This is a genomic window from Collinsella sp. AF15-51 (assembly GCF_003462845.1).
In the GTDB taxonomy this organism is placed as follows: domain Bacteria; phylum Actinomycetota; class Coriobacteriia; order Coriobacteriales; family Coriobacteriaceae; genus Collinsella.
Window position 1 is genome coordinate 1 of sequence record NZ_QRYG01000027.1, and the last position, 23,739, is coordinate 23,739.

Annotated in this window: 19 protein-coding genes; 12 read left to right on the forward strand and 7 right to left on the reverse strand. The window is 58.4% G+C overall.

Features of this window, described 5'->3' with window-relative positions:
* Positions 1-29: 29 nt before the first annotated feature.
* The 4 genes from DWW51_RS09565 to DWW51_RS10410 form a co-directional block, all read right to left on the reverse strand.
* Positions 30-395: an HAD hydrolase-like protein gene (locus DWW51_RS09565; RefSeq protein WP_117774339.1), complete on the reverse strand. Its 366-nt coding sequence runs from the start codon at positions 393-395 to the stop codon at positions 30-32.
* A gap of 56 nt (positions 396-451) precedes the next feature.
* Complete coding sequence (locus DWW51_RS09570) at positions 452-1,381, reverse strand: AraC family transcriptional regulator (protein WP_197032247.1); 930 nt, start codon at positions 1,379-1,381, stop codon at positions 452-454.
* A gap of 497 nt (positions 1,382-1,878) precedes the next feature.
* Positions 1,879-2,691: a DNA mismatch endonuclease Vsr gene (gene vsr / locus DWW51_RS10405; RefSeq protein ID WP_231501635.1), complete on the reverse strand. Its 813-nt coding sequence runs from the start codon at positions 2,689-2,691 to the stop codon at positions 1,879-1,881.
* Positions 2,688-2,867, reverse strand: coding sequence for an NUDIX domain-containing protein (locus tag DWW51_RS10410; RefSeq protein WP_231501636.1), 180 nt, complete (start codon positions 2,865-2,867; stop codon positions 2,688-2,690). The genes vsr and DWW51_RS10410 overlap by 4 nt, the downstream gene beginning before the upstream one ends.
* 148 nt (positions 2,868-3,015) lie before the next feature.
* Here DWW51_RS10410 and DWW51_RS09585 point away from each other — a divergent pair, with 148 nt between their 5' ends.
* Both DWW51_RS09585 and DWW51_RS09590 read left to right on the forward strand, forming a co-directional pair.
* On the forward strand, positions 3,016-3,801 hold the full coding sequence (locus DWW51_RS09585) for an ABC transporter ATP-binding protein (protein ID WP_275689291.1): 786 nt from the start codon (positions 3,016-3,018) through the stop codon (positions 3,799-3,801).
* Positions 3,791-5,995: an ABC transporter permease gene (locus tag DWW51_RS09590; protein ID WP_117774341.1), complete on the forward strand. Its 2,205-nt coding sequence runs from the start codon at positions 3,791-3,793 to the stop codon at positions 5,993-5,995. The genes DWW51_RS09585 and DWW51_RS09590 overlap by 11 nt, the downstream gene beginning before the upstream one ends.
* Positions 5,996-6,324: 329 nt before the next feature.
* Here DWW51_RS09590 and DWW51_RS09595 read toward each other — a convergent pair whose 3' ends face one another.
* Positions 6,325-7,290 (reverse strand): response regulator transcription factor, encoded by a 966-nt coding sequence (locus DWW51_RS09595; RefSeq protein ID WP_197032248.1) that lies wholly within the window; start codon positions 7,288-7,290, stop codon positions 6,325-6,327.
* Positions 7,291-7,619: 329 nt separating this feature from the next.
* Here DWW51_RS09595 and ptcA point away from each other — a divergent pair, with 329 nt between their 5' ends.
* From ptcA to DWW51_RS09615, 4 genes are all read left to right on the forward strand, one after another.
* Complete coding sequence (ptcA, locus tag DWW51_RS09600; RefSeq protein ID WP_117736104.1) at positions 7,620-8,693, forward strand: putrescine carbamoyltransferase; 1,074 nt, start codon at positions 7,620-7,622, stop codon at positions 8,691-8,693.
* Between the two features lie 132 nt (positions 8,694-8,825).
* Positions 8,826-10,265, forward strand: a complete 1,440-nt coding sequence (locus DWW51_RS09605) for an APC family permease (RefSeq protein WP_117774343.1) — start codon at positions 8,826-8,828, stop codon at positions 10,263-10,265.
* A gap of 367 nt (positions 10,266-10,632) precedes the next feature.
* Complete coding sequence (locus DWW51_RS09610) at positions 10,633-11,838, forward strand: agmatine deiminase family protein (protein WP_117774344.1); 1,206 nt, start codon at positions 10,633-10,635, stop codon at positions 11,836-11,838.
* Between the two features lie 546 nt (positions 11,839-12,384).
* The gene (locus DWW51_RS09615) at positions 12,385-13,794 is read left to right on the forward strand and encodes an APC family permease (RefSeq protein ID WP_117774345.1); all 1,410 of its coding nucleotides are present in this window, start codon (positions 12,385-12,387) and stop codon (positions 13,792-13,794) included.
* Positions 13,795-13,829: 35 nt separating this feature from the next.
* Here the strand turns inward: DWW51_RS09615 and DWW51_RS09620 are convergent, their stop codons facing one another.
* Positions 13,830-14,021: a hypothetical protein gene (locus tag DWW51_RS09620; RefSeq protein WP_117774346.1), complete on the reverse strand. Its 192-nt coding sequence runs from the start codon at positions 14,019-14,021 to the stop codon at positions 13,830-13,832.
* A gap of 128 nt (positions 14,022-14,149) precedes the next feature.
* On the opposite strand from DWW51_RS09620, the gene DWW51_RS09625 reads away from it, so the two are divergent.
* The 4 genes from DWW51_RS09625 (at position 14,150) to DWW51_RS09640 (ending at position 19,980) form a co-directional block, all read left to right on the forward strand.
* Positions 14,150-15,142, forward strand: a complete 993-nt coding sequence (locus DWW51_RS09625; RefSeq protein WP_117774347.1) for a helix-turn-helix transcriptional regulator — start codon at positions 14,150-14,152, stop codon at positions 15,140-15,142.
* A gap of 315 nt (positions 15,143-15,457) precedes the next feature.
* On the forward strand, positions 15,458-17,086 hold the full coding sequence (locus DWW51_RS09630; RefSeq protein ID WP_158550994.1) for an amidohydrolase: 1,629 nt from the start codon (positions 15,458-15,460) through the stop codon (positions 17,084-17,086).
* A gap of 96 nt (positions 17,087-17,182) precedes the next feature.
* Positions 17,183-18,559 carry an MATE family efflux transporter gene (locus tag DWW51_RS09635; RefSeq protein ID WP_117774348.1) on the forward strand — a complete coding sequence of 459 codons (1,377 nt, stop codon included), beginning with the start codon at positions 17,183-17,185 and terminating at the stop codon, positions 18,557-18,559.
* 251 nt (positions 18,560-18,810) lie between these two features.
* A complete protein-coding gene (locus DWW51_RS09640; protein ID WP_197032249.1) occupies positions 18,811-19,980 on the forward strand; it encodes an ATP-binding protein in 1,170 nt (389 codons plus the stop codon).
* Between the two features lie 376 nt (positions 19,981-20,356).
* On the opposite strand, the gene DWW51_RS09645 is transcribed toward DWW51_RS09640, so the two are convergent.
* Positions 20,357-21,007: a GNAT family N-acetyltransferase gene (locus DWW51_RS09645; protein ID WP_117635772.1), complete on the reverse strand. Its 651-nt coding sequence runs from the start codon at positions 21,005-21,007 to the stop codon at positions 20,357-20,359.
* Positions 21,008-21,347: 340 nt separating this feature from the next.
* Here DWW51_RS09645 and DWW51_RS09650 point away from each other — a divergent pair, with 340 nt between their 5' ends.
* Both DWW51_RS09650 and DWW51_RS10315 read left to right on the forward strand, forming a co-directional pair.
* Positions 21,348-22,379, forward strand: coding sequence for a 3-deoxy-7-phosphoheptulonate synthase (locus DWW51_RS09650; protein ID WP_117635771.1), 1,032 nt, complete (start codon positions 21,348-21,350; stop codon positions 22,377-22,379).
* A 546-nt stretch (positions 22,380-22,925) separates the two neighbouring features.
* Positions 22,926-23,739 (forward strand): transposase (locus tag DWW51_RS10315; protein ID WP_197032250.1); only part of this gene is annotated, 814 nt, incomplete at its 3' end.

The window sequence follows — 23,739 nt, forward strand, 5'->3', positions numbered from 1 at the left end:
TTTTCCGGTTCGACGAACAGCCGATCGTGTCAAATTTGGTCTAACAGAGCCATTTCTTTTGCGTATTCGTCGCGCGCACGTGAGGAGACGATGCCAAGTTTGCAGTCGCTATCGGCGAGTGTTGCGATGACTTCAAGCAAGCCTGGAAACACGCTGATGGTGCTTTTAAAGCTGGCGGCAACTTGGCACCAGCGATCCAACGTTGCCTGCGAGTAGATCCCAAGTTTCTCAAGGGCATCCTTGCCGGGTATGCCGAGGGCAAAGTCAAGCTCGTGTCGGGGAAGCGTTTTGCTGGTCTCTTCTTGGACAATCTGGACAAGCGATGACAGAACGCTTTCTTCTGTATCTGCCAATGTCCCATCAACGTCAAATACGATATGGTCAAAGTGCTTCATATGATTGCTCCTCTCTGTTGTTTGCCTGCAAGTTTGATGCAGTGACAGAAGAAGGGCTAGCGGGATTTCTGCCTGGTGCTATCGAGATTCTGCCTCGCTGCTCGATAGCTCGAAGGAGTGCACCCCATTTGTTCTTTAAATACCTGGCCAAGATGGCTTGCTGTTATAAATCCGCATTGGCGCGCGACTGTCTGTACCGTTCGCGTGGTGTGTGCCAAAAGTTCGCAAGCACGGTTTATGCGGTATGCGCGTAGATATGCCGCCGGGGTCGTTCCTGCACAAGTTTCGATAAAGCGGTAACACTCTCTTTCGCTTACGCCGGCTGCAGATGCCATCTGGGGCACATCTATAGCGGCTGCATAGTTTGCGCGGATAAAGTCCAGGATTGCCTTGAACTGTACGTCGCGGCTGGTCATCCAAGAGGCGCCGTCGGAAGAAAAGAGCGGTTCGGTCTTGGCGTTAATCTGAATCCAGAGCTCTGACAAACTATTTCGAAGCGCCATCTCGTTCTGCGGCTGTTGAAGGTCGTGGCTAAAGGAGCTCTTCAGCAAATCGATAAAGGGCATATCGTCGGGATTGGTGGGCGACCATTTGAGCACATCGACGCCTCGACATTGAAGCAATGGGTTGATGTAGCGCTTTTGGAGACGTCCCGCGGGATCGCCGAGCATCGACGGCTGAAAGATATGCAGCATTTGAATGGCTGGCGCCGAATTGGGTGATTGCAGCGTACTGTGCAAAACGCCGCCGTTGATAAAGCCGGCGGACCCTTCCTCAAAGCGTACGTGCTCATGAGCCGCGTGCGTTCGATAGTCAATCGCTCCCTGCTCCATGTAGAAAAGCTCAACTTCGGAATGCCAGTGCCAGGGGACGGAATTGCCCGGATAGCGAGCGAATTCTGCGCGTTCGGCAATATAGGGCCAGTCTTCGGCGGTCTCGGGAAACGCTTCCTCGCGTCCTCCGCGGTGCAATTCTATGTGATCCATGTTTCGCATGACATCAGTATAAAGCGCGATGGGCTTAGATTGCTCTTGCCTGTTCGGGGAACGCCTTGTCTAGGGATGCTTGGAGCTTTTCGAAGGATGCTCGCAGGTTGAGGCTCTGATCGGCTGAGCGCTTTTGCTGTGAGGTTGGGGAGTCGAGGAGGCCGTTTCTCTGTGTCGGGGGGAAGGAGAAAAGGTTTGCATGTGTTAGGGATGGCTGCTGTGCTGCGTCATTGGAAGAATGCATGCTTATGCGGCCTCCTCGATGTCCACCAAAAGGTTGCGCACGGGGTGTGCTGCTAGGTCCCGTGCGTTGGCTGTATTATGACGCGGCTGCCGCAAAGAAGCGCTAAAGAAAGGCTTAACCTGGTTTGGTGTTACGATGAAACTGCAGGTCAGAGGTATCGAGTAACACTCTTGAAAGGTTTTGAGCTTAAGGGCTTTCTAAGGTTTGTGACGTGGATGTGGCGCGGACGTGCGGAGCGTGTGAATGCTCGCTGTTAGCGCTGCGACTCTGCGGCGCGCACCTGCTCGATGACCCTTTCCATCGTGGCGTCGATGCGGTCTTTTTTGAGCTCGCATTCCCAGATGGTTATGGGCGTCCAGCCCATTTGAGTGAGTGCAGCCACGGCAGCGCGGTCGCGCTCGACGTTGCGACGGAACTTTGCCTCCCAAAACTCAACATTGCGCTTTGGCTGGCTCGGATTGCACTTAGGGCAGCGATGCCAAAAGCAACCATTGACAAAGATGGCGATCTTGCGGCCGGGGAAGGCGATGTCGGGCTTGCCGGGAACCTTCCATTCCAAGCGATAGCCCGTAAGGCCCGCGGCGCGCAGGCGCTGGCGAACGAGCAGCTCGGGCTTGGTGTTGGCGCGCTTGTTGCCCTTCATGGACTTTTTGATGGCGGCGCGACGGCGCACCAGTTCACGCTCGTCGGCGGAAAGGTCCGAGGTATCGATGCCGTCGAGCAGACCTGGCTTGGGGCGTTTTTTGCTACGGCGCTTAGGTGCGCGCTTTGGTTTGGCGGCGGGGTGTTCGGTCGTGGCGGCCTCGGCGTCGTTGGCAGCGCCATTGGCCTCAAGCCGGTCTTCCTTCAACTCAATCAGAGCATCGATAAGCCCTTTGTCGGCGGGCATCCATTCCACCGTGGCAAGCGAGGTGCGCGGAATCCAGCGGATATCGAGCTGGCGGTCGTGCTTCTGGGGCTCATCGGATTCATCGGCGAGCGAGCAGTAGTAGCACTCCATGGAGAGATGGAAATCGGGGTAGTCGTACTCAACGGTGTAGAAGTCACGCAGGTTGGTGACCTTCACTGCAGCTCTTCCATGAGCTCGCGGCGCACGGCGTCTTCGGGCGTCTCGCCGCGCATGAGCTTGCCGCCTGGGAATTCCCAAAGTCCCTGCATGTCGCCGTAGCCGCGCTGCACGGCAAGCAGCTCGTCGGATCCTTCCTTGCGAATGATCCCAGCGGCAACATGAACAGTTTTCAACAGGAGTCCTCTCTCAACATCAACAAGTGACAGGCTAGCTACCCGTACCTTACACAACGGTAAGGCAAGCGTAAGCCATATCGATGGTAGCCGACTCGTCTTCTTGCGACTATAGATGCCGTAGACTAATCGCAAGAAAGGACTCGGTATGCAAACCACGCACATGGCGACCCCGGTACTGGAGGTCGCGCATCTCGAAAAGGTATATGGAGCGCTGGGCAACGTGACCCGCGCGCTCAACGACGTCAGCTTTACCGTCAACCGCGGCGAATTCGTTGGCATCATGGGCGCCTCGGGCTCGGGCAAGTCGACGTTGCTCAACTGCGTCTCGACCATCGATAGCGCCACAAGTGGCACGATCCGCATCAACGGCCAGGACGTGACGCGCATGAAGCAGGCCAAGCTTTCGCAGTTTCGCCGCGAGGAGCTCGGCTTTATCTTCCAGGATTCCAACCTGCTCGATACGCTCACGGCACGCGAGAACATAGCCCTGCCGCTCACCATCGCCCGTGTGAATTCGGCCGAAATCTCGACCCGCGTGCAGGACGTGGCCGCGCGTCTGTCCATCAGTCAGGTGCTCGACAAGTATCCCTACCAGATGTCCGGCGGTCAGCAGCAGCGCGTTGCCGCGGCTCGCGCGCTCGTCACCGACCCCACTATGATTATGGCCGACGAGCCCACCGGCGCCCTCGATTCCAAGAGCGCCCGTTTGCTGCTCGAGAGCCTGGAGGCTCTTAACCGCCGTCTACGCGCCACCGTGCTCATGGTCACGCACGACAGCTTTGCCGCCAGCTACACGAGCCGTGTGCTGTTTATTCGCGACGGCAAGATCTTCACCGAGCTGCGCCGCGGCGACACCGATCGCCGAGAGTTCTTCGACCGCATTATGGAGGTCGTTGCCATGATGGGCGGTGAGGGCTCCGATGCTCTGTAAACTCGCTTGGGGTAACGTCCGCCGCGCCGGCCGCGACTACCTCGTCTACCTTTTGACGCTCACCCTGGGTGTCACGGTCTTCTATGCCTTCAATACCGTCTCGATGCAGGTCGACATTGCCGGAATCGATGAAGAGGGCTTGGCGCAGGTTATGGGCAGCATGCTCGGCGACCTGACGTACTTTTTGGCCGGTGTCATGGCCTTTTTGATGGTGTATGCCAATAACTTCATCATGAAACGCCGCAAGAAGGAGTTTGGCCTGTATCAGGTGCTCGGCATGGGGCGCGGACGCGTCGCCACGATCATGGCGCTCGAGACGGTGATTGTCTCGGTCGTGGCCTTTGTCGCCGGCATTGTGCTGGGTGTGGGACTCTCCCAGCTCATGACGTTCTTTACGGCCTCGCTTTTTAAGACACAGATCGCCAATTTCCACTTCTTTTTCTCGGTGCATGCGTTCAATCTGACCCTTGCCTGCATGCTCGTAATGTTTGTGCTTACGCTACTGCTGAACCTTCGCGCCGTGCGTCGTACCAAACTCATCGAGCTTATGGGTGCCGAGCGTCGCAACGAGAGCATCAAGACGCGCAACCCCTGGATTGCGATTGCCATCTTTGCCGTGGGCGTGGTGCTTGTGGGTGTGGCCTATTACCGTCTGCTACGTGATGGGTTCCCGCTAACCGCGACGGACAGCAAGCTGCAAGAGGCCATGAACCAGTTTGGCATTACGACCGCTATGGTTACCGTGGGCACCTTTGCCCTGTTCTGGGGACTCTCGGGCATGCTCATCAAGCTGCTGCAGAGCCTGCGCGGCGTGTATTGGCGCGGCCTCAACATGTTTACCGTGCGCCAGCTTGCGGCCAAGGTCAACACGGTGTGCTTTTCGATGGGCGTCATCGCGATGCTCCTGTTTTTGGCCATCACCTCGGTGACGTGCGGTATGTCGATTGCCAATGTGATGAACGAAAACCTGGAGCGCTATAACCCTGTTGACGTGTCACAGACGTATGTCTATTACACGCCCGATACGCTCGACTACTACAAAGAGTACGTCAATCCGTCTGATGAAGCCGATCGCATGGTGCCGGCCGATACAACGGTCGATTTGTACCCCGCATGGCACGGCAGGGACAGTTCGGCGGACAACAACGACGAGACCGGCAAGAAGGTCGATATCGCCGATGTTGCCGGTGAGCATGTGCAGATCGATTCGTATCTGAGTTACCCGTTTGGCAGCTCGAATCCTTCGGTGACCCCAAGTGAGATGTGCAAGATCATGGGCGAAAAGCTTCCCAAGGCGTTCGGGGGTAGCAATGCCGATACGATGGGTCTGTTTGTGACGCCGGCGAGCCAGTACAACAAACTGCGTCAGATGATGGGTGAGGAGCCGGTGCACATCGGTCACGACCAGTATCTGCTCACGTGTGATATGGGCGGCGAGCTGGTCGACCTGTACACCAAGTATATGGCTGGTGGCCATGCCCTTACCTTGGGCGGGCATACGCTCAAGCCCGCAACCGATAAGTCGGACGAAGATACGGCGGCCATCGCCAACTCGGCGATGGGCAGTAATCCGGGTACCGTCGTCGTTGCCGACGAGCTGTTGTCCCAACTTAATCTGCAGCCGTATTCCAGTAGCCTGCTCGTTAACTACAAACAGGGGATGGATACGACCGAGGCAGACGAGAGCATTAAATACACTCTGCTCGACGATCTGCTCGTTGACGGCAAGAAGCCGGGGTCGTGGGGAACCTTCATCACACGCTCCGAGATGTACACGCAAGCAGCGCAAATGAACGGTCTTATTAGCTACCTAGCCATCTACATCGGCTTTGTATTGGTCGTTGCATGCGCGGCGATTCTGTCGATCCAGCAACTCTCCAACGTGGCCGATGGCAGCCGCAGCTATCGTGTGCTGGCACAGATCGGCTGCGACGACCGCCAGATTCGCCATTCGGTGATGGCGCAGCAAGCGGTATTCTTCCTGTTCCCGCTGGCAGTGGGCCTAGCGCACTCCTTTGTGGCACTTAAGGTGATCATCGAGCTGGTGAGCATATTCGGAAATATGAGCATCGGCGGCACCGTGGGCCTCACCTGTGCGATCTTCCTGGCAGCCTATGGTGGCTACTTCCTGGTGACGTACCTCATGAGCGCCGGCATGGTACAAGCTGCCATCGCCACCCGCTACAGCGAGTAACAAGCGGGCAAAACCGTCGCAAAACCAACGCGAACAGCCGCCGCGAACGGGGTCCGGACCCTTTTCGCGGCGGTTTTTTGTCTATCGGATGCCTCTCAGATGCAAGTGAGTAGACTTTTTTGGACTTGTCGAGCACACCGCGCCAAACGCTCAATAAAACCGCAGGTCAGGGCGGTGGTGTTTTGGGGCGTGCTCGGCATCCCGCCAAAAGCCTACTCACTTGGTTTTACTGCTAGAAAACCGCCGCGAGGGAAAGTAGCTCCCTCGCGGCGGTTTTGGCATTTGCCCAGATAAAACCTGCCAAAATAAACCTGTCCCTTTTTGGTAGGTTATCGTTTCCAAAAGTGGAGGATGAGCGTCGTGCGGTTTTGCTGCTCAGTTTTGACCAGGATGTTGTGGATATGGGTCTTGACGGTGCCCACGGCAAGGAAGAGCTCGTCAGCGATCTCTTGGTTCGATTTGCCCAACACAACCAGACGCATGACTTCGGTTTCGCGGTTGGAGAGCTTGTAGGCGTTGCGATAGAAGGGCATCTGCTCTTCGATGTGTCGATCAAGATCGCTGACGTTCTTTTCCTCGGGCGCCTCCTGCATGCGAATCGAAAGCACGTGATAGGCATAGATGATCAGCAGAATCGCAAAGTAGCACGCAAAGATGTTCTCGCTAAAGTTGCGCTCGGACAGGTACAGCTGCAGCCAAGAGGGTGCCAGGCTCATGGGAACAACAAGGATGTTGTAGAAATCCTCGGCAACGATGCACCCGACCAGAATGGCGCCGATAATGAGGTGCTTTCGTTGATTGTTGACGCGCGCCTTAAGCTCGACCTGCGTGCTTTTATGCGCCGTCCAAAAGATATACAGTCCCACAAATACAAGGAATACCTGACGCATTGTGTAGTAGAGCCATTGATGCATGGGGCCGTAGGGGACAGCGACAATGACCAGCAGCTCGCTCAGGAAGAACGTTGCGACGGGAATAACAAACTGCTTTTTTGAATGTTTGTCGAGCAAGTCCATGGCAATGAGCCAGATAAAAGCTTGTGAAGCGGTCGCCACAAGGGTCTGCAACACAGGCATGTTAATTGAGTAATAGTCGCTGGCTGGAAAACTCTGGTTTTGCAACGTGTATTCAAAAAAGAAGATCTCGGTCATCTCGATGGCATAGCAAATAAAAACGCCGCTGCCATAGATAAAGAAGCGTCGACGAGACGAGGCATAGGCGGCAAGCGAAAGCACTGCCGTCACAATACAGATCACGAGTATCGCTAGGGTATAGAAGAACATCAGGGTGTTCATCTGCCACCGTCCCATCTCATTTCATCTATGGCCGAGCCCTGTATACCTTGTGGGATATAGACGTCTCAACCCTTCGTTCCATTGCGGATTAGGCGCCGAGATACAGCATAGCCGTATACCGTTCGCGGTTCTAGATAGTAAACCCCCTGCAAGCTGGCTACCTGCGGGTTTATATTGGTTTAGAGGGGGTGTAACTCCGTGAACGGTCTTTAATCCCGAATAAACTAGGTAAAAATTGCATACGGGTGAATGATGGTCTTGTCAACACGAGGCGTGATGTTCGAGCGCCTCATAGCAATAGTCGGCACGACCGGCGGAAAGGAATCGACATGGCGCTGCCTAAGGATTTCATCGACACCAACGACTTCACCAAAGAGCAGATCCTGGCTATCGAGGATCTTGGCCTGGCAATGAAGAAGGCCATCAAGGTTGACGGTTATTATCCGCACCTGCTCCGCAACCAGAGCCTTGGCATGATCTTCCAGCAGGTTTCCACCCGCACCCGTCTTTCCTTCGAGACCGCTATGACCGACCTCGGCGGCCATGCTCAGTTCTATGGCCCTGGCACCATCCAGCTCGGCGGTCACGAGTCCCTGGGCGACACCGCTCGCGTTATGGGCTCGCTGCTCGACATCATGATGGCTCGCGTTGACCGTCACAAGGACGTCGTCGGCCTCGCCGAGGGCTCCGCTGTGCCCGTCATCAATGGCATGTCCGAGTTCAACCATCCCACGCAGGAGATGGGCGACCTCATGACCATGCTCGAGAACCTCCCCGAGGGCAAGAAGATCGAGGACTGCACCCTGGCCTTCATCGGCGACGCCACCCAGGTCTGCGTCTCCCTCATGTTCATCGCCTCCAAGGTCGGCATGAAGTTTGTCCAGTTTGGACCCAAGGGCCACCAGATCCCCGACGGCGGCCTGCACGTTGGCACCGTTGAGGAGCGCGCCGAGTTCGGCAAGCAGATGATGGCCATCGCCGAGGAGAACTGCAAGGTCTCCGGCGGCTCCGTCGTCATCTCCGACGACATCGAGTGCATCAAGGGCGCCGACTTCATCTACACCGACGTGTGGTATGGCCTGTACGACGAGGAGGTCTCGGGCGAGAACTACATGGACGTGTTCTACCCCAAGTATCAGGTCACCATGGACATGATGAACTTCGCCGGCCCCAACTCCAAGTTCATGCACTGCCTGCCGGCCACTCGCAACGAGGAAGTCGTCGACGAGGTTATGGACGATCCCGAGCGCTCCCTGTGCTGGGTCGAGGCCGAGAACCGCAAGCACTCCATCCGTGCTCTCCTCGCTGCCCTGGGCAAGCGCACCCCGCTCAACGACGAGGGTGTCGAGTACTCCGCCAAGGCCGAGCTTCACGCCGCTCTCGAGGCTCTCGAGCAGCTCTAAGCCTTAAGCCTGCTAAACGCACGTTTGCGGGCGGCGGATGCTCGTCTCCTGTCGCCCGCTCACCGAGGCTCAGGCAATTGCCTTAGTACCTTGGGCCTCGGATCTGTCCAAGACTGAGCGAAGGAGCTCATCATGAGCGACGGAAAGAAAAAGCTTTCCTTTTTGACGGTCATTTCGACCATCATCTGCGTCGTCTTCGTTTGCGAGGCCGCCGCTCCTGCTGCTGCCATTGGCAACCAGCAGTTCTTCTGGTGGATCTTCCTGATCCTGACCTTCCTGCTTCCTTATGGCATGGTTGTTGCCGAGCTCGGCACCACCTATGACGGCGAGGGCGGCATTTACGACTGGGTACGCGATGGCCTGGGCGACAAATGGGGCGCCCGCATCTCGTATTACTACTGGGTCAACTACCCGCTGTGGATTGCCTCGCTGGCTACCATGTTCCCCGACATTTTGGGCATGGTCTTTGGCGTTGAGTTCAACTTGATCGCCAAGATGGGTATCGATCTTGCCTTTGTGTGGATCGTCTACCTCATGGGCCGCTCCAAGGCGGCCGACTCCGAGTGGGTCCTTAACGGTGGCGCCATCATCAAGGTCGCCGTCGCCGTTATCGTTGGCGCTTTGGGCATTTGGTATGCCATGGAGAACGGTTTTGCGAACGACATGTCCGCTGCCACCTTCCTGCCCGAGCTCACCAACACCAACGCTCTCGGTTACCTGTCGATCATCATCTTTAACTTCATGGGCTTCGAGGTCATCTGCACCATGACCGATGACATGGCCGATCCCGCTCGCGATATTCCCAAGGCTATCATCGTCGGTGGCCTGTCCATCGCCGTGATCTACCTGTTCGCTGGCTTTGGCATCGGCGCTGCTGTGCCGGCCGATTCCATCGACCCCGACTACGGCATGATTTATGCAGTCCAGACCATGGTGGGCGACTCCATGATCTTTAAGGTCATCTGCATTGCCTTCCTGATCACCCTGTTCGCCAACATGGCTGCTTGGTCCTTCGGCGTTAACTCCGTTGCTCGCTACGCTGCCGAGCACGGCAACATGCCCAAGGTCTTCGCCTCGATGATCTCTGATGACGACATGCCCAACGGTGCCAACCTGGTCAACGCCGTCGTTGCCTCCCTGGTGCTGTGCCTGCAGCTCGTTCCCATCGATGCCATCTCCAACGGCGTCTTCTGGATGCTCTTCGGCACCTCCGTCGTCTTCCTGCTGCTGACCTACATCCCGATGTTCCCGGCGTTCCTCAACCTTCGCAAGAACGACCCCGACCGCGAGCGCATCTTCACGTTCCCGTTTAAGGGTGCCATGATGAAGGTCATGCTGGCCATCCCTTGCATCGAGCTGATCCTGGCCATCGTTGCAACGCTGGTGCCGTTCTCTGCCGCTGAAATTGGCGACAAGCTCCCGATGATCGTTATCTTCATCGTGCTTCTGCTCATCGGCGAGGTTGTCCGCGTCGTCAGCGCTAAGGGCCGCGAGACCGAGTACAAGGGCCTCACTCCCGAGCTGGCAGCTCAGCGTCTCGCTGAGGAGGCCGCCGAGGCCGAGGAGAACTAGAGCACCCGGTTCTGGGGCTCCAACCCTCCTCGCGTACCAACGTGCGCTTCGTCGGGCTTGTCGCTCCCGACTCCAGGCACTCTAGCCTCTTCGAGGGCGTGCCCAAAGCGACAAATTTGCTCACTATTTCCTGGGGCGGGTGCGAGCGATAGCTCCGGTAACCACCGCCCGCCCCAACCTCTCTCTCGTATCCTTCGTGCGTTTGTCTCCACGCACTTGGTTACGTTGCCGCTCGTCGGTGCGGCTCCGTGAAAACCGGCACCGGGCGCCCCGACCTTTGCCGGGGGACGGGCGCCCACTATCTCTTGGTTTTAGGCTGCGGGTAATCCGCCCGCGGCAAACGATCGTTCGATTTGGAGGAAATCTTATGCGTACGATCACCGAGTCCGAGTCCACCCCCAAGGCCGACGGCTTCTTTATGCCCGCCGAGTTCGCCCCGCAGGATCGCGTGTGGATGGGCTGGCCCCACCGCACCGACACCTGGGCCCACGGCGCCAAGCCGGCTCAGAAGCAGTATGCCGCCATCGCCCGCGCCATCTCCGAGTTCACCCCGGTCTATATGTGCGCCAACCAGGTCGACTATGCCAACTGCAAGGCCGTCTTCGAGAACGACGAGAACGTCACCGTTATCGAGATGACCACCGACGACGCCTGGTTCCGCGACACCGCCGCCACCTACGTCATCAACGGCAAGGGCGAGAAGCGCGCCAACCACTGGCACTTCAACGCCTACGGCGGCCTCGTCGACGGCCTGTACTTTCCGTGGGACAAGGACGAGCAGATCGCCCTCAAGATGGCTGAGCTCTCCGGCTGCCGTCGCTATCGTCCCGACGACATGATCCTCGAGGGCGGCTCCATCACCGTCGACGGCGAGGGCACCCTTGTCGTGACCGACCAGTGCCTGCTTTCCCCGGGCCGCACCTGCTCTGCGGTTCTGGAGGAGGAAGAGGATCCCGAGTCCATCTGGCCCAAGTTCCACAAGAAGTTTGAGCCTTGGAGCGAGGAGCTTCGCGCCTACATGGACGAGCACCTCAAGGATTACCTGGGTGTCGAGAAGGTCATCTGGGTCAAGGAGGGCATCGACCCCGAGGAGACCAACGGTCATATCGACGACGTTGCCACGTTCATCGCTCCGGGCGTCATGGCCTGCATCTGGACCGACGATCCCGAGTATCCGTTCTACGAGCAGTGCCACGCTGCCTACGAGACCCTCTCCAACGCCGTTGACGCCAAGGGCCGCAAGATGAAGGTCTACAAGCTCTGCATGCCCGTGGACCCGCTGTTCATGGACCAGGCCTCCTGCGACACCATCGACGCCGACGAGAACGCCGAGCCGCGCGTCCCCGACGAGCCGCTGATCGCGTCCTACATGAACTACCTGGTCACCAACCACGGCGTCATCGTCCCGCAGTACGGCGACGAGAACGACCAGCTGGCCGTCGACACGCTCCAGAAGATCTATGACGAGGTCTGGGGCGAGGGCGTCTACAAGTGCGTCGGCGTCCAGTCCGAGCAGGTCGTCTTCGGCGGCGGCAACATCCACTGCATTACGCAGCAGGAGCCGTCCGCGTAATTGTCTGGCTTCCCGAGGCACGGCACCTTGCCCTTCAATCGTCGGGCATGACCCTTAAGGTCTATGCCCTCCTCTTTCAGGGCAATCTGCCGCACCTCGGAAACCCAGCCGATCAATCGGACAGTCGATGAATCGCACCGTGACCATCTCGGGGCATTGATGGTCGGTTTATTCGATGTCTTGGTCGGCTGGGTTTTTCTTTGGGCACTCCGTTGCCTCCACTTCGGAGTGCCCGCCTCTTTGATTGAGTACGCGTCTGATCTGGGATTTATTGCGGGTTAGGCCAATTGTTCGCTTGAATATCCCAGGTCAGACGCGTCTTCAATTGCCAAAAGATTCCGGTCGCAATCGCGGCCGTTTTGATCGGAGTATCTATGTACCAGCGTATCGTTATCTACACGCGCCTGTTCCGCGAGCGTTGGTCCAACAATTGCATCCTCTCTTCTCTTTGGGATGGCACCTGCACCGGTGACGCGGCCTGCAACCCTACCTTGGGCTGCGCCTTCGGTACAGATGCCATCCTTTTTGCTGTAGGGGGAGCGTGTCGTGGCAGGTAAAAAGTTCTCCCTGTTCGAGGTCATCCTCTCGGTTATCTGCGTTGTCTTTACCATCGAGGCGGCCGCTCCGGCATCTGCCATGGGTAACGTGCAGTTCTTCTGGTGGATCTTCCTCATCATTACGTTTTTGCTTCCCTATGGCCTGGTGGTGGCCGAGCTCGGTACGGCGTTCGATTCCGAGGGCGGTCTGTACGATTGGGTTCGCCTGGGCTTGGGCGACCGTTGGGGCGCCCGCTGCTCCTGGTGCTATTGGGTCAACTTTCCACTGTGGGTGGCAAGTATCGCCTGCATGTTCCCCAGTGTCATCAATGCGGTATGGGGCATCGAATTTTCGCTTGGGGTCCGAATTGCCATCGAGCTTGCCTTTGTGTGGGGCGTCACGGTCATGGCAATGCAGCCGGTGGCCGAGGCCGATTGGGTCATGGATGGCGGCGCCGTCATCAAGGTGCTCATTACCGCCGTGGTGGGAATCGTCGGCATCTGGTTTGCCTGCAATAACGGCTTTGCCAACGATATGTCGTTTAAGACCTTTGTCCCCGATCTGGGAGACACTAACTCACTGACGTATCTTTCAATCATCCTATTCAACTTTATGGGCTTTGAGGTGGTCGCGACCTTTGCCAGCACGATGAAGAACCCATCGCGCGATATCCCCAAGGCGGTTATCGCCGGTGGCGTTGCCATCGCGGCGATCTACATTATCTGTGGCATCGGTATTGGAGCCGCGGTTCCCACCGAGCAGCTTTCACTCGATTCGGGCATTGTGGACGCGGTTGCCGCCATGGTGGGGCGCGCTCACCCGCTGACGATGGTCGTGGGCGTGGCCTTTTTGGTGACGCTGTTCGCCAACATGATCTGCTGGAGTTTTGGCGTCAACAACGTGGCGAGCTATGCCGCGCGCCACGGCAACATGCCGCGCCCCTTTGCGCTGGTGTCCAAGAAGACCGGCATGCCCAACGGCTCAGCACTCATTAACGGTTGTTTTGCCAGCTTGGTGCTGCTACTTCAGATTCCGCTGGGCGAAGGTTCCGACGTCTTTTGGGTCTTCTTCTCGATGAACGTCGTCTTTCTGCTCATGAGCTATATCCCGATGTTCCCGGCGTTTTGGCGCCTGCGTAAATACGACGACCGCCCACGTGTGTTCCGCGCGCCCTTCGAGGGCAAGGTGCTTGCGGTAGCGCTTGCGGTGCCGGTGGTAGAGCTCGTGCTTTCGATTGTTGCGACAATCGTGCCGCTTAACAGCTCGCCCGCCGAGATGTCAAAGTTGCCGATCCTCATGGGTGTGGTGATCGGCGTGTTGCTGGGCGAGGTTTCGCGCCTCATATCGCGCCGCGGCCGCAGCATCGACAATCCCGGCGTTGGCGCAAGGGGGACAGGTCGCTTTGCGCCAAAACAGTAGCGCCGCGAGTTGTGCGGTGCTAGATGCATCTTGGATTACTGCTCACGCTGCTCGGGATCAGATGCGAGCTTGGGTGCAAAGTAGGGGACGTGGCCCAGGTAGGGGCAGCTGTCCGAACGCGCCTCAACGGCGCAGGGGACATCGTCGTAGGTCATGGAAGAACCGAGTCGGGTGATGGCCTTGGCGGCGGGCGCGACGAGCATCTTGAGCGGAGCGATCGGTGCCATGGCATCTCCTTTCATCGGTGAGACACAGCTTGTTTATCTAAACGATACAGTACGTTTAATCGGTGAGTCTAATCTTGCGGCAAAGAATCTGTCAACATCCTCACAGCATCTAGACAGGGGAGGCGGGCATGAGTTTCGCGTTCTATATCTACACCACGATTATCATGGGTGTGGCTCTGGTGACCAGTGCCGTGGCATTGGTGGTTTGGCTCATGACGCACCGTCGCGACAGCCTAGTGGCCGCGGCGGGCTTTTTGCTCTACATGCTCGATATGTCGGTCATCTTTTTTGACGAGTACACTCGGCTCAAATATGACTACGCCGTTACCTTTAGCGAGCCGCTGCAGCACCCCTTGCTGCGCTGCGTGCTCGGTATTGCCATCTATGCTTGCATTGTGCTGTGGATGTTTGCGCGCTTGCGCAAAAGGCCGACGTCGCGCATGCTCGGACTTGTTATCGTGCCGTTTTCAATCTTGCAATTGGTGCTGGTGCCTCGCAGCGGTGCTGCCGGAGAGATGCAGCAGTATCTCTTTTGGCTCACGCGTGACCTGGGCAATGTAGGATGTCTTGCCTATGCCGCCTGGCATTACCGGCACAGGGCCACGCGTGTTGAGAAACTCGACCTCGACCGCTCAAAGCTCTTTTGGAAGGTGGCACTCGTTCTTGCGTTTTGCGTAATCGCCGAGGACACCTACATGATTTTGCTCTGCCGCCCCGACTCTCAAAACCCCGTCATCAGCCTCTTTTTGTGGTATCTGTCCGAGCGCAATATCTCCGAAAACGTGCTGCTCGTGGCATGCGCGGTCCAACTCTTTTGCCAGTTTAGCCATATCCTGCGCGTGTATGCCCGTCATCCGCGTGCCGATGAGGACGTGGCGGCCGAGAGCGCACGCTCTGGGGACGATCTAGCATCACGCGTTGTGATCTATGCCGATGCCCGTAAGCTGTCGCGGCGCGAGCAGGAGGTGCTCACGCTGGTGCTGAAGGGCAACGACGCCCAAAACATCGCCAGCGAGTTGGTCATCAGCCCTGGCACTGTCAAGGCGCACTTGCATCGCATCTACGTTAAAAGCGGTGTCTCCAACCGAGATGACCTCATAGATGCCTTTTGGCGTTCCTAGTCCTATTCTTCCTTGCATGCGGGTCTTGCCGTGTGGGCGGGCACGCCGTTGGGCGTAATGACGCGGTAATAATCTCAGACAATAAACCTGCAGGTAAAGCGTGTAAACCTGCTTAAACTGACCGTTTGCGATCCCTGGCCTTGGCACGGATTTGCCCCTGTGTATCAATGGGTGTAGCGCGAAGCCGCGGACGTGGGACAGACGTCCGAGCACGGCTTGTAGGCACGCGCCGATGCGGGAGCGCTACGCTCCCAACCGAGTGCCCACGCGGGCGGTGCGTCCGCGTTGCAACCAAAGATGCCTGAGGAGGCTCACATGGACAAGGCTGATGTAGTTATCAAGAGCAACGCCGTCTTTACCGGCGATGGGCTCGAGCCGTTTAAGGGCGGCGTTGCCGTGCGCGGTGATAAGATTGTTGCCTGCGGTGACGATGCTCACCTGGCACCGTTTATCGGTCCCGATACCGAGGTGCGCGACTTTGGCGACCAGCTCGTCATGCCCGGCCTGATCGACTCACACACGCATTTTGCCCAGGGCGCGTTTATGACCGACCCCGATTTTGCCGTCAACCTCATCGACTGCACCAGTTTTGAGATGGCGATGGAACGTGTCGTGGCGTTTGCGGCCGACCATCCCGATAACGAGTGGATTCTGGGCTGCCAGATTATCCAGTTCCAGTGGGATGTCCCCGAGATGCCCACAGCCGCGATGATCGATGAGTACATCTCGGACCGCCCGGTCTTTCTGCAGCAGGTTGACCTGCATACCTTTAGTGCCAATACCTGCGCCATCAACAAGGTGGGAGTAACTTCGCAGACGCCCGATCCCGCAGGCGGCAAGATCCTTAAGGATGCCGAGGGCAATCTGACGGGCGTGTTTTCCAACAACGCCGGCGTCTTCTTTATGGACGAGGTCTACGACCCAGCGCCCGAGGTTGTTGACGCGTCGTTTGCAAAAACCGCCCGGCGCGCCAATGCCCTGGGAATCACTACGGTCGGCATGGTCAATCCTACGTTTGTGAGCATGGAAAACCCGTATGCGGTGTTGGCAGGTCTTAATGCCAAGGGCGACTTGCCACTGCGCGTGTTCCTGTACACCGATCTGTTCGAAAACGAGTCCTTAACGCTCGAGCAGATCAAGGAGAAATACGCCTTCTCGGGTACGCAGGTCGAGTGGCACGGCTTTAAGCAGTTTCTTGATGGCGTGTGCTCCGACCACACCGCTTGGATGCTTGAACCCTATAGCAATGCGCCCGATACCTGCGGTGAGCCCGCGGAGGATCCAGAGCGCATCCGTGCCGCCATTGTCAGGGCGCAGGAATGGGGCGTTGACACGCGCGTCCATACGATCGGCGATCGCTCGGTGCGTTTTGTGCTTGATTGCTTTGAGGAGGGCGAGCGCTTGCATGGTAAGCGGGGTTGCCGCCACTCCATGGAGCACAACGAGACGGTTCAGCCCGAGGATCTGCCGCGCTACGCGGAGCTTGGTATATGCCCCGGCATGCAACCGTGGCACATGCTGCTCGATATGGCTGACCTTGCCAAGGACGATGCCGTGGGCCCCGAGCGTGCAGCGCTTTCGTGGCCCCTGCACAGCCTGCTTGCCAGCGGTGCCGTGGTGCACTTGGGCAGCGACTTCCCCGTTGTGGGCTTGGAGCCCATGGAGGAGGTGTACGGCGCGGTCTTCCGCATGCTCGAGGACGGCTCCAACCCCGAGGGCTGGTTCCCCCAGGAGCGCATTACCATGGCCGAGGCCCTGCGCGCCTACACCTACGGCAGCGCCTACGCCATGCATGCCGAGGATCGCATCGGTACGCTCGCATGCGGCAAACAGGCTGATATCTGTGTGCTCGACCGCAACCTCTTTGACTGCGAACCGGCTGAGGTCCTCGAGGCCACGGCGTCTCTCACGATGATTGCCGGCAAGGTGGTCTACGAGGCCTAGCGGGGCTGCTGCATCGCTGGGCGGTGCCACAGCCTGTGCGTGCCGCCCATCCATTCATCCATCCATTCATCAATCTCTCATGGAAAGGGGAGAACAATGGCAGAAGAGACAACCGCCGCTGTTGAGGAGGAGCGTGAGCTTGCCTCGCAGCCGATTCCCGGCCTGGTGCGCAAGTACACCATCATCACCGGCCAGGGTATGCTCGCCCAGATTATCATGGTGGTCCTTGAGGGCCTCGTGATGGGTTGGGGCCTGGGTGCACACGGCCTGGCCTGTGTTTCGATCATCATGTCGGTCGAGTACATTAACCTGGCCTTTGGCAACCTGTTTGGCACCGGCGTGCCCGCCGTGGTGGGCAACCTTTTGGGTGCCGGCGACATTAAGGGCGCCAGCAAGGCGTTTAGCCAGGGTTTTTGGCTTACCACGATTGTGAGTGTGCTGCTTGCTGTGGTGATGGCTGTGTTTACCGAGCCCATCTGCGCATTCTTCGGCGCCACGCCCGACATCATGACCGATACCGTTGCCGGCGTGCGCACCTTCTCCGTGCTGCTGCCGCTCACGGTCATTGGTCAGATGGTCACCGCCGTCATGCGTGTGGACGAGAAGGTTCAGATCCAGGCCAACCTCATGACCGTGTCTGCCATCGTCGCTATCTGCTGGCTTGCGCTTTCCACGTTTGTGCTCAAGCTTGGCGTTATGGGAGCTGGCGTGTACTACGGTCTTTCCATCGGTATCTGGGCCATCGGTATCTTCTGGTTCATCGGCGGTAAGAAGTCGCAGCTCCAGATCAACGCCGCCGACCTCAAACTCGACATGGCCATCTGCGGCCAGATCATTAAGATTGGTTTCCCGTTCTTTTTGGTGCAAGCTGCCACGTTCATCTTCAACACCGTTGCCAACTCGTTGCTTGGCCAGCTCGGCGGCGACATGGGTTCGCTCTACATCGCGGCCTTTGGTGTGATCAACGGCTACATCCTCTACATTACCATGATGGTCGCCCAGTGCTTCTCGTACGGCCTGCAGCCCATTGCCGCCTTCAACGCCGGCGCCAAGGCGTGGGCGCGCCTCAAGGAAACGCTCTCCTGCACGCTTAAGTACCAGGTCGTGACGCTTGCTGCGGTGTCTGCTGTGCTATGGGTGGCCGCAACGCCGGTCTGCGCCTTTTTTGCTGGTAGCGACCCGGCGCTCGTCGAGGTTGCCGCCAACGCCACGCGCATCGTTATCCTGGCCGTGGCCCTGGGCTATCTTGCCATGACCATGTCGATGTACTTCCAGGCGGTTGAGAAGGTGGGTATCGCCACGTTCACCGGTCTGCTCCGCTACGTGATCTGCTCCGTGCCGCTTATGTACCTGCTTGGCAACATGATGGGCGTTCAGGGTGTCTGGTTTGCCTTGGTGGCGGCTGACGCCATCACTGGCCTTATCTCCATCGCCCTCGCCGTCCGCGAATCCAAGCGACTTGCCACGCTCTAGACTCGGACACGGCCGGCGCGCGATAGTCGAATAAGTCAACTCGCCTGCAAGCCACCACAATGGGGACAGTTCCCATTGTGGTGGCTATTGTTATTTAGGGTCTGAGATTTCGGCTCTATAAATAACGTTTTTGAACTGGGCTACTATAAGATTGTGGAAAACACTACTACAAGATTATAGAAAACACTACTGCAAGATTATGGAAAATGATACTATACGATTATGGTAACAGCGTTATAAGGGGCGTTGATATGGCCGAGTACATTAACAGGGATTTGCATGAGTTGCTCATTCGCATGGCGGGTTGGTTTCCTGTTGTGTCGTTGACGGGGCCTAGGCAGAGCGGAAAGTCTACGCTGGTTAGGCATGCCTTTCCCGACTATTCCTATGTCACGCTTGAGGACCCCCAAACGAGGCGCGCGGCCTTGGAGGATCCGGTGAGTTTTATCCGCAACCGAAAGGGCGGACTCATCATCGATGAGGCGCAATACGCCCCGGATTTGTTCTCGATGATCCAGGTTGTTTCGGATGAGCGGGGAGATGCCGGTCAATACATCCTTACGGGATCGCAAAACTTTTTGATGATGAAAAGCATCGGCCAGTCTCTTGCCGGGCGAGTCGGGATCTTAAAATTGCTGCCATTTTCGTTTCGAGAAGCGGAGAGGGGCCAGCAGGGGCAGTTGGAAGTGGATTTGTTTGCGCTCGAAGGGGGATACCCTCGCCTGCGTTCCGCCGGAATGCCGTCCTCGGTTTATTTCCCCAGCTATATTGATACCTATGTTGAGCGCGATGTTGTGGGCTTGCTTGACGTGCGCAATAAAGCGGAGTTTCATAAGTTACTGTCCATAATTGCCCAGAGCGCCGGTGCTCTCATTAATATATCTTCGCTTTCTCGAGATACGGGTGTGAACGTATCGACCATTAAAAGCTGGTTGTCTATCCTGGAGCAGAGCTACCTGACGTTTTCACTGCAGCCTTATTATGCAAATGCCAGGAAACGTTTGACTAAAACGCCCAAGCTTTATTTTTACGACACGGGGCTGCTCTGCTACTTGCTCAAAATTGGATCACTGGAGCAACTTTTGGAGAGCCCTTATCTGGGGGCAGTTTTCGAAAACCTCATCGTTTCCGAAACGGCGAAGAGCCATCTCAACGTGGGCGAGAATCCCGAGTTGTATTTCTATAGGGACGACGGCAAGCGAGAAATCGATTTGCTCGACTGCACAAACTCAGGGAGTCCCAAGGCTATCGAAATAAAATCATCCAGAACGTATCACGATAAGTACGCCCGCCATTTACAGGCTGTATGCGATGAGATCGACATTGCAAAAGATGCGCGCTATGTTGTGGCCCGCGTGGATTCAACGTATGAGTCGAAAGACTGTAGCGTGGTCTCGGCGCGTGATTGGCTTTTGCGATAACAAGTTCGGCGTATTAACAACTGCCGCGAAGGGTCCGGATCCCTTTCGCGGCGGTTTTTTGCCGATCCGGTGCGCCTCAGATGCAAGTGAGTAGACTTTTTTGGATTTACCGAGCACATCGCGACAAATGCTCGGTAAAACTGCAGGTCAGCGCTGTGGCGATTTGGCGTGTGCTCGGATTCCTGCAAAAAATCTACTCACTTGGTTTTTGCTGTTAGAAGGCCGCCGCGAGGGAAAGTAGTTCCCTCGCGGCGGCCTTGGTGTTTTCCCAGATAAAACCTGCCAAAATAAACCTGTCCCTTTTTGGCAGGTCTCTATTTGGTATGGCTGACCGGTTTGGGCTGTCTTGGAGAAAGCCCATGAGGCGGCACACAGGCTAATCCTGCGTGTCGCCTCCGTACATGTAGACGATAAAGCCGTCGCCGGTGTCTTGGCTGTGATCTTCTAGGATGCGCTTCATGTTGAGGTGCTCGTAGAACTGCCAGTCAGAGTTGCAGTCGCTCATCAGGAAGAACTTGGTGCAGCCTGCCCGGGCGAGCTCGGCGCGGGCAAGGTCGATGAGCGCGCGGCCGAGCCCTTTGCCCTGCCACTCGGGCACGATGATGATGAGGTTGAGCTGGCCCTGGGCATACTCATTGCCCGTGGCGGCAAAGCGGTCGGCCGTGGCCTTCTCGCGGCTGTCGCCAAAGAGCGAGCCCTCGAGCTTGGCGTCGGCGGTCTTTGCCATCTCGGTTGCCTGGGCGAACATCTCGTCGTAGCAGGGCACCCACGTGGGATTGGTACGCGGCTTGCCGTCCTCGAAGATGCCGATGCAGCAGGCGGCGATAATGCGGCCCTCGGCCTCGGCGACAAGCGCGATAGGTGAGCGCTGTAGCTGCATGGTGATGTTAAAGCGCGCGCAGAAATCGGCAGCTTCGACGTCACCGCGGTTGCGCAGCGTGTTGCACCACAGCTGGTTGTAGATGGCGGCGATGCCAGCCAGGTCGTCGAGCGTGGCGGCGCGCAGGGTTACGTTGTCAAGGCTCATGGAGGCTCCTTCCAAGGTGGGTCAGGCCACCTCTGAGTGTGACATGGGCGCGCCGTCGCCGCATCAATCATTCGGCAGACGAGTCCCGTTCCCTCGGGGACGGAGGAAAAGGGGCCACGAGCGAGGATTTTCGGACGCTTGCTCGACGAGAGTGGATAATCTCCCACTTTCAGCGCGATCCTAGGCCAAAAACGGGAGATTATCCACTCTCGTGGTAAGCGACCCGCGCGTTATCCATTCCCTTTTTGGTTGGTCGTGCTTGCACTTTAGCGTGCGACAGCGGATAATGCCGAGCATTCGACGATTCAAGCTTAGACTTCTTTGATTGAGGAGGCCCCGCATGGCCATGGAATTTAAACGCAGGCTGCCGATCCCCATGGAGATCCGCGAGGAAATGCCGCTGTCCGCTGAGCTTACTGCTAAGAAGCAGGCATTCGACGCCGAGGTCGCCAAGGTCTTTACCGGCGAGGACGCGCGCAAGGTGCTCATCATCGGACCGTGCTCTGCCGACCGCGAGGACTCGGTCCTCGAGTACATGAACCGCCTGGCCAAAACCGCCGAGGAGGTCAAGGACAAGCTCATCATCATCCCGCGCGTCTACACCAACAAGCCGCGCACCAAGGGCACCGGTTACAAGGGCCTGCTGCACAACCCCGATCCCGAGGCGCCCGACGATCTGCTCGAAGGCGTTAAGGCCATTCGCCACATGCACTTGCGCGTCATCGAGGAGACTGGCTTCTTCACTGCCGACGAGATGCTCTACCCGTCCAACTACCAGTACCTCGTCGACCTGTTGAGCTACGTCGCCGTGGGTGCGCGTTCGGTCGAGAACCAGGAGCACCGTCTGGTGTCGAGCGGCATTTCGGTGCCGGTGGGCATGAAAAATCCTACAGCCGGTTCCACTACCGTCATGCTCAACTCCATCTACGCCGCCCAGGCGCACCAGAGCTTTATCTTCCGCAACTGGGAGGTCGAGTGCGACGGCAACCCGCTCGCGCACGCCGTCATGCGCGGCTACATCGGTCTCGACGGTCGCACTTACCCCAATTACCACTACGAGCACCTGGAGCGCCTTGCCGAGCGCTATACCGAGCACGCCGGCTACGCCAACCCGGCGGCGGTTATCGACTGCAACCATGACAACTCGGGCAAGCGCCCGCTGGAGCAGTATCGCATCTGCAAGGAAGTGCTCGACAGCTGTCGCCGCAACGAATCCATCTCCAAACTGGTCAAGGGCTTTATGATCGAGTCCTACCTGGAGGATGGCAACCAGCCGGTCGACGGCGGCGTCTTTGGCAAGTCGATCACCGACCCGTGCCTGGGCTGGGAAAAGACCGACTATCTGATCCACGAGATCGCGGAGCGTGTTTAGTTACGCGGGTTTACCAACCCGCGTAACGGCTCGACGCTGCGCGCCGCCCAGAGCGACAATTTGTCATTCAAAAGGCAAGGCATGACCAGAAGGTCAATGCCCTGCCTTTTTCATGCCAACTTGTACGCTCTGGACGGCGCTCGCTGTCCGTCCTCTACCTGCGGAGTTGTCCTGCTCCAGGGCACTCATTGGGGACAGACTGAAATGAGTGCTCGCAGAATGAGAGTGGATAGTCTGCCGTTTATAAGTAGTTGTTGGGGACGTTCTTGTTGTTTGACTAGTCGTTTAAGAACGTCCATTACAGTCGAAATTGTCAGCCCGGGCCCGTCTCGGGCTACGATTGAGGCGCGCCCAGAACGGGCCGCCGACCGGGCGCCCGCGCACGGCCGAACGTCCCTGCCCCCGAGAGGGCCCGTTGGGTGCTGCCGGCGCGGGACGCGCCGCCCCCGACGGCTGATAGGAAAGTGCCGGGCAGGTGCCGCGGCTGGTAATGTGAGTGCCGAGGGGGAGGCCATCCGGTCGAACGACTACCGGAAGGATACCACCGTGAAAGCGCCATCCACCAGGCCCGCGGCCGTGCTCGGCCTGGACGTCGGCAAGTCATCGCACTGGGCCTGCCTGATCGACCGCGACGGGGAGGTGCTGGCCAGCGCCCCCGTCCGCAACAGGGAGGCCGAGCTCGACGCGCTGTTCGCCTCCGCGCCCGCCGGCACGCTCGTCGTCGTCGACCAGTTCCGCAACATAGGGTCCCTCGCCGTGAGGCGGGCCCGCGCCGCGGGGCTCGGGGTCGCCCACCTGCCCGGGCTCGCCGCCAGCCGCGCCGCGGGCCTGTTCGCCGGCGAGGCCAAGACCGACGAGCGCGACGCCGCGGTGATCGCGCGGACCGCCCTGGGCGTGCCGGACTCCCTGTCGGGGGTCCCGGGCCGCGGCGAGGCCCTCGAGGCCGCCCGCGCCCTCTCGTCGCAGCGCGACCACGTCGTCGCCTGCGCGACCAGGGACAAGAACCGCCTGCGCGCGGTGCTGCTCGAGTCCTGCCCGGCCCTCGAGGCCGCGGTCGACCTGTCGGACCGGCGGTGGCTGGAGCTGCTCGCCGGGTTCGGCGGGGCGTGGGGGATCGCCCGCTCCGGGGCCGGGGGCCCGCGGGCCGAGGCCGCCGGGGAGGCCGCGGCCGCCTCCACCGCGCCCCCGCCGGCGCTCGTCGAGGCCGAGAACAGGCAGGTCAGGTTCCTGGCCGCCCGGATATCGGAGGCCCTCGACGAGGCCGGGGCCCTCGAGGCCGAGACGGCGGGGCTGCTCGAGGGCGACGATGTTAGCGTCAATATATTTTTCACCATTTTCACCAACGTATTTTCGCCAATCG